This window comes from Zongyangia sp., assembly GCF_965361945.1.
The window spans coordinates 1-5,609 of record NZ_CBDTOK010000088.1 but is presented as its reverse complement, the minus strand read 5'-3'; the positions used below and the strand labels follow the sequence as shown (position 1 = coordinate 5,609).

Here is a 5,609-nt window from a genome sequence, read left to right as displayed (position 1 = left end):
TGGCCATGTCCTTTCTTCCAACACAGCCCGCCTGGGAATACGCCTCAGTCGCCCCATGGCCGCCTCTCCCCCTTGGAAAACCCCCTGTTTGTAGGGTGCGTCTAGCGGCAGGCAGGTCGCGCCCTGGGTTTTATTTGCGACATTGCCGCGTAGCCCGCGAATAGGTCACTGCCAGCGCCTATCCGCGTCTTGTCAGCGGCGACTCGCCGCCCGGCGGTAGGTGGGGCTAGAGGTATTGGGCGCGGCCCTGGGCCCTGAGGTTTTCCAACACCCGTTTCATCTCCCCGGTGCTGTCCTTGTCGCAGAGGAGGAGGGCGTCGCCGGTATCCACCGCAATCATCCCCCGCACCCCTACCAGGGCCATCAGCTTTTCACCGCCCTGGATGATGCTGTTGTGGGTCTCCACGGTGATCACGTTGCCGGAAATCACATTGCCCATCTCGTCTTGGGGGTTGATCCGGTCCAAGGCCAGCCAGGAGCCCACATCGTCCCAGCCAAAGGCGCCGGGGAGGATGTAGATATCTTTGGCCTTTTCCATGACGCCGTAATCAATGGATGTGCTGGGCATCCGAAAAAATTCCCGCTCCAGGACCTTTTCCTCCTCGGCGGTGCCCATGGCGGCCTCCACCTTCTCCAGCCCCTCATAGATGTGGGGAAGATAGGCCCGGATGTTTTCCAGGATAGCCGACGCCTTCCACAGGAAGATGCCGCTGTTCCAAAGGTACTGCTCCGACTCCAGATAGGCTTTGGCGGTGGCCCGGTCCGGTTTTTCCACAAACCGGTCCACGGCAAAGGCCTTCCCCTTCATCCGGATGCTGTCAAACTGGACATATCCGTAACCTGTCTCGGGATGGCTGGGGGTAATGCCGATGGTGACCAGGTTCTGCCCCTCCTCCGCCACCTGGCACCCCTCCCGGAGGGTGGCCAGAAAGATGGCGTTATATTTGATCAGATGGTCGGAGGGCAGGACGATCATCACCGCGTCCCCATACCTGCGCCGGATATGGGCGGCGGCCCATCCGATACAGGGGGCGGTGTTCCGCCCCACCGGCTCGCAGAGGATGTTCTCCTCCGGAATCTGAGGCAGCTGCCCCCGTACCAGCTCCTTGTAATCCCGGTTGGCGGCAATATAGATGTCCTCCGGCTCCACCATGGGCAAAATCCGCTCCACCGTGTGCTGGATCATGGTCTTGCCGTCCTCTGTCAGGCAGAGAAACTGTTTGGGATGGCTTTTCCGGCTTTTGGGCCAGAACCGCTCCCCCCGTCCTCCCGCCATAATCAAGGCTGTTTTCTTCATAAAAACCCTCCCCATGGCCTCCAAAAGCTGAAGGCGCAGATTTCCTCGTGATTTTTCCTGAAATTGCTGTCCATACTATGACTATCATGCCCATAGCATCCGAAAAAATTGCAGCGCCTTCGTTTTTTCTTAAGCGGAGGGGAAAGGAGCTCCCATGAACCCCATAGAAACCTACCACCGGTGGAAAAATATTCCCGACCCACACCTTGCCCGGGAGTTAGCAGAAATCGAAAAGGATCCCCGCCAGATCGCGGAGCGCTTTGGATCGCCTCTGTCCTTTGGCACCGGCGGCCTGCGGGGGCTGATGGGCGCCGGGGAAAACCGGATGAACATCTACACCGTGGCCCGCGCCACCCAGGGCTATGCCCGGTATCTCCGCTCCCGCTTTTCCCAACCGGCGGTGGCCATTGCCTACGACAGCCGCCTCCTTTCCCAGGACTTTGCCCAGACCGCCGCCCAGGTGCTGGCCGCCAGCGGGATCCAGGCCTATCTCTTTTCGGAAATCATGCCCACCCCCATCCTTTCCTTCACCGTGCGCCACCTGGGCCTTTCCGGCGGCATCGTCATCACCGCCAGCCACAATCCGGCCCCCTACAACGGCTATAAGATCTACGGCCCCGACGGCGGGCAGATCACCCAGGAGGCCGCCCGGGACATCAAGGAGCAGATCGATGAGGTGGATCTCCTCCGGGGCGTCCGCCGCGTCTCTTTGGAGCAGGGGAAGGCCGGCGGACGCATCGCCTTTCTGGGCCGGGAGGTCACCGACGCCTATCTGGACGCGGTCCTATCCCAGTCCCTGCTGCCGTCCCAGCGGGGAAGGGGGGTGCCCATTGTCTACAGCCCCCTTCACGGCGCCGGGTTTTCCTGGGTGACCCAGGCCCTGGGCCGGGCCGGCTTTGACCAGGTGACGGTGGTCCCCTCCCAAGCGGGCCCAGACGGGAACTTTCCCACCTGTCCCAAACCCAATCCGGAGGAGGCCCAGGCCATGGAGGAGGGGATCCGCTGGGCCAGGAAGCTGGGGGCGGATCTGGTCATCGCCACCGATCCCGACTGCGACCGGGTGGGCGCCGCCGTCCGGCAGGGGACGGATTTCCTCCTGCTCAGCGGCAATCAGGTGGGGGCGCTGCTCTTAGACTTCCTCTGCCGCCGCCGGCAGGAGATGGGCACCATGCCGGAGCGTCCGGTGGCCATGAAAACCATTGTCACCACCGAGATGGCCCAGGCCATCTGCGACGGATACGGGGTGCGGCTGCAAAACGTCCTCACCGGCTTTAAATACATTGGGGAGCAGCTGAGCCTTTTAGAGGGCCGGGGAGAAGAGGACCGCTTTCTCTTTGGCATGGAGGAAAGCTGCGGCTATCTGACCGGCACCGCCGTCCGGGATAAGGATGGGGTGCTGGGAAGCCTCCTGATCTGCCAGATGTTCTGCGATTACCGCGGCCGGGGCATGACCCTCATGGACGGCCTTGCGGAACTCTCCGCCCGCTTTGGCGCTTTTGTGGATACCCAGCAGACCATGGCCTTTGAGGGGGCAGAGGGGGCCGGGCAGATGGAGCGGCTTATGGACGCCCTCCGCCAAAATCCGCCGGACATCCTCTGCGGCCGGCGGATTCTTTGGAGCGCCGACTACAAAGCCGGCGTCCGCCGCACTGCCGCCGGGGAAAAATCCCCCACCGGGCTGCCCTCTTCTAACGTGATGCGGTTTTGCTATGAAGGGGGCGTGACCATCACCGTCCGGCCCTCGGGAACCGAGCCAAAGCTGAAGATTTACTACTCCCTCCGGGGGGATACCCTCGCCGAAGCCCAGGCGCTGGAGGCGCAGTGCCGCGCCGCTTTCGGAAACATTCTCTCGGACCTGCGGTCGGCATGACGCGCCCTAGGGTTTTCTTCGAGACACTGTCGCGGCGCACGCGGACCTGCGGTCAGCAAGACGCGTCCTTGAGTTTTGTCTGCAACATCGCCGCGTCTCACGCGACCAAGTTACCCATTGTGCCACAGCGCGATCTGGTAGCGGGCACTGCCCGCCAGCGCGGTATCCTCCACCGGTAGGTGGGCCCGAGCGGGCAGCAAGATGCGCTCTGGGTTCTGTTTGCGACACTGTCGCGGCCCCCGCAAATGGGTTTCGATTGACGCCACAGCGCGATCTGGTAGCGGGCACTGCCCGTCCACCGGCAGGTGGTTCTGCGCTCATGCCGCGCGGGCACATCCTTTTCTCTCAAGAAAAGGATGCAAAAGTAATCCAAGGGGGCGGCGGCTGGCTGCCAAATGGCCTTTCCTTTATGGCGAAGCTTTGTCTTCCAACACAGCCCTCCTGGGAATACGCCTCAGTCGCCCCATGGCCGCCTCTCCCCCTTGGATATCCCCCTGTTTGTGGGATGCGTCTAGCGGCAGGCAGGTCGCGCCCTAGAGTTTTCTTCGAGACACTATCGCGGCGCACGCGATTTTGTTGCGATTGACACCACAGAGCGACTTGGCTGCGGCGACTCGCCGCGCCTGGCGGCGGGCAGCAAGACGCGCTCTAGGTTTCATTTGAGACATTGTCCGCGATGCCCGCAATTACGTTGCGATTGAAACATCAGCGCGAATTCCGCCCCGGCAGGGGGAGGAGGAGAAAGATGAAGGTAGCTTTGGAATTGCAGCCCTGCTGCGGGATGCGCAGCGGCATTGGCGCCTATACCCTGGAGCTTATCCGCAGGCTGACCCAGCAGCCGGACATATCGTTTCAAGGGAACCTGTTTAACTTCCTCTCCCGCAACCAGGGCGGGGAGGTGACAGAGGGGCTCTCCTTTCCTGTCCGGGAAAGCCGGATCCTGCCCTATGGGGTCTACCGGCGGGTCTGGAATGCCCTGCCCTTTTCTTATGCCCGCCTGTTTGGGCCGGCGGACATCACCCACTTTTTTAACTACATCGTCCCGCCCAGGGTCGGGGGCAGGGTGGTGGACACGGTCTATGACCTCTCCTATCTCTATTACCCCGAAACCCTGGAGCCCAAAAACCTGCGCCGGATCCAGAGGGGCATCGGCTACAGTGTGGAGCGCAGCGACCGGATTGTCACCATCTCCCGCAGCGCAAAGGAAGAAATTCTGGGGGAATTTCATCTGCCGCCGGAGCGGGTGGCCGTCATCCCGCCCTCCTTTGACACCCCCAGGCCAAAAGGGAACTTCACTCCCCTCCGGAAAAAATGGGGAATCGGGGAAAAGTACCTCCTCTTCTTGGGGAACCTGGAGCCTCGGAAAAACCTCATCCGGCTCATGGAGGCCTTTGCCCTGCTCAAAAGGGAGGCGGGGATCCCCCACCAGCTGGTCCTGGCCGGAGGTCTGGGCTGGCGGTATGACGGCATCCTGGCAGCGCCCGGGCGGCTGGGGTTGGAAGGCCAGGTGATCTTCACCGGCTTTGTCTCCGCCCAGGAGAAAGCGGAGCTTTACGCCCATGCCGACGTCTTTGTCTTTCCCAGCCTTTATGAGGGGTTCGGCATCCCCATTCTGGAGGCTTTGAGCCTGGGGACGCCGGTGGTCTGCTCGGAAACCTCCTCCATGCCCGAGGCCGGGGGAGAGGGGGCGCTGCTCATCGACCCTTTGGATACAGAGGAAATCGCCCAGGGGATCTATACCCTTTTGACCGACCAGGACCTTCGGCGGCGGAAGGTGGAAGCGGGGCTTCAGCATGCCGCCGGTTTTTCCTGGGAGGCCTCGGCGGCAAAGCTTCTGGCGCTTTACCGGGAGATGACGCCATAACAAGGGCCGGCGGCCCCATCTTGCAAAAGTCTGATTTCTGTGCTATGATCCCACCGAAAACTGCGTTTACAGTAAAGGGGGAAACGACTTTGGCCTATGAGATCACAATGGTGATCACCCTGCTCAGCACCTTTTTAGGTTTGCTTTTTTCCATCCGCGCTGTCACCAAAGACAAAGGAGGCGAGGCGGCTCTTTATCTCCTGGCGCGAAGCGCCGTCCTTTTTCTCGCAGCTGTGTTTCTGCTGTTTGTCCGGCTTTCTGCCCTGCTTGCCCTCATCACTGCCGTTATGCTGGTGATCCAGCTCATAGATGGTTTTGTGGGAATCCATCTTAAAAATAGACAGCGCATCATAGGGCCTTTCTTGCTGGCCGTGCTCCACGGCGTCTGCCTGTTCATTTTATACTGACCTTCGTTTTGAGAAAAAAGGGGAGGAGAACCTTTCAGGTTCCCCTCCCCTTTTTATGGCAGCTGTTCCAAAAGCTCCGCCAAGGCTTTCGCTGATCTTTCCCAGGAAAAACGGGACGCGTTTTCATACCCCGCCTGCCGCAGCTGATTTCCCAGGGCGGGGTCGGTGAGA

General features: G+C 61.1%; 4 protein-coding genes. 3 read left to right on the top strand and 1 reads right to left on the bottom strand.

Annotation, left to right across the window (positions count from 1 at the left end; translation table 11 throughout):
• Window positions 1–226: 226 nt before the first annotated feature.
• Complete coding sequence (locus tag ACZ25G_RS05645; protein ID WP_463681824.1) at window positions 227–1,297, bottom strand: mannose-1-phosphate guanylyltransferase; 1,071 nt, start codon at window positions 1,295–1,297, stop codon at window positions 227–229.
• A gap of 154 nt (window positions 1,298–1,451) precedes the next feature.
• Between ACZ25G_RS05645 and ACZ25G_RS05640 the strand changes: the two genes are divergently transcribed.
• The 3 genes from ACZ25G_RS05640 (at window position 1,452) to ACZ25G_RS05630 (ending at window position 5,438) form a co-directional block, all read left to right on the top strand.
• The gene (locus ACZ25G_RS05640) at window positions 1,452–3,167 is read left to right on the top strand and encodes a phospho-sugar mutase (protein ID WP_463681823.1); all 1,716 of its coding nucleotides are present in this window, start codon (window positions 1,452–1,454) and stop codon (window positions 3,165–3,167) included.
• A 745-nt stretch (window positions 3,168–3,912) separates the two neighbouring features.
• Window positions 3,913–5,031, top strand: coding sequence for a glycosyltransferase family 4 protein (locus tag ACZ25G_RS05635; RefSeq protein WP_463681822.1), 1,119 nt, complete (start codon window positions 3,913–3,915; stop codon window positions 5,029–5,031).
• 20 nt (window positions 5,032–5,051) lie between these two features.
• The gene (locus tag ACZ25G_RS05630; protein ID WP_463681821.1) at window positions 5,052–5,438 is read left to right on the top strand and encodes a hypothetical protein; all 387 of its coding nucleotides are present in this window, start codon (window positions 5,052–5,054) and stop codon (window positions 5,436–5,438) included.
• Window positions 5,439–5,609 lie beyond the last annotated feature (171 nt).

Bases quoted from the DNA above. Each gene is read 5' to 3' on its own strand.
- ACZ25G_RS05635 (WP_463681822.1), top strand. From the start codon at position 3,913: ATGAAGGTAGCTTTGGAATTGCAGCCCTGCTGCGGGATGCGCAGCGGC.
- ACZ25G_RS05645 (WP_463681824.1), bottom strand. From the start codon at position 1,297: ATGAAGAAAACAGCCTTGATTATGGCGGGAGGACGGGGGGAGCGGTTC.
- ACZ25G_RS05640 (WP_463681823.1), top strand. From the start codon at position 1,452: ATGAACCCCATAGAAACCTACCACCGGTGGAAAAATATTCCCGACCCA.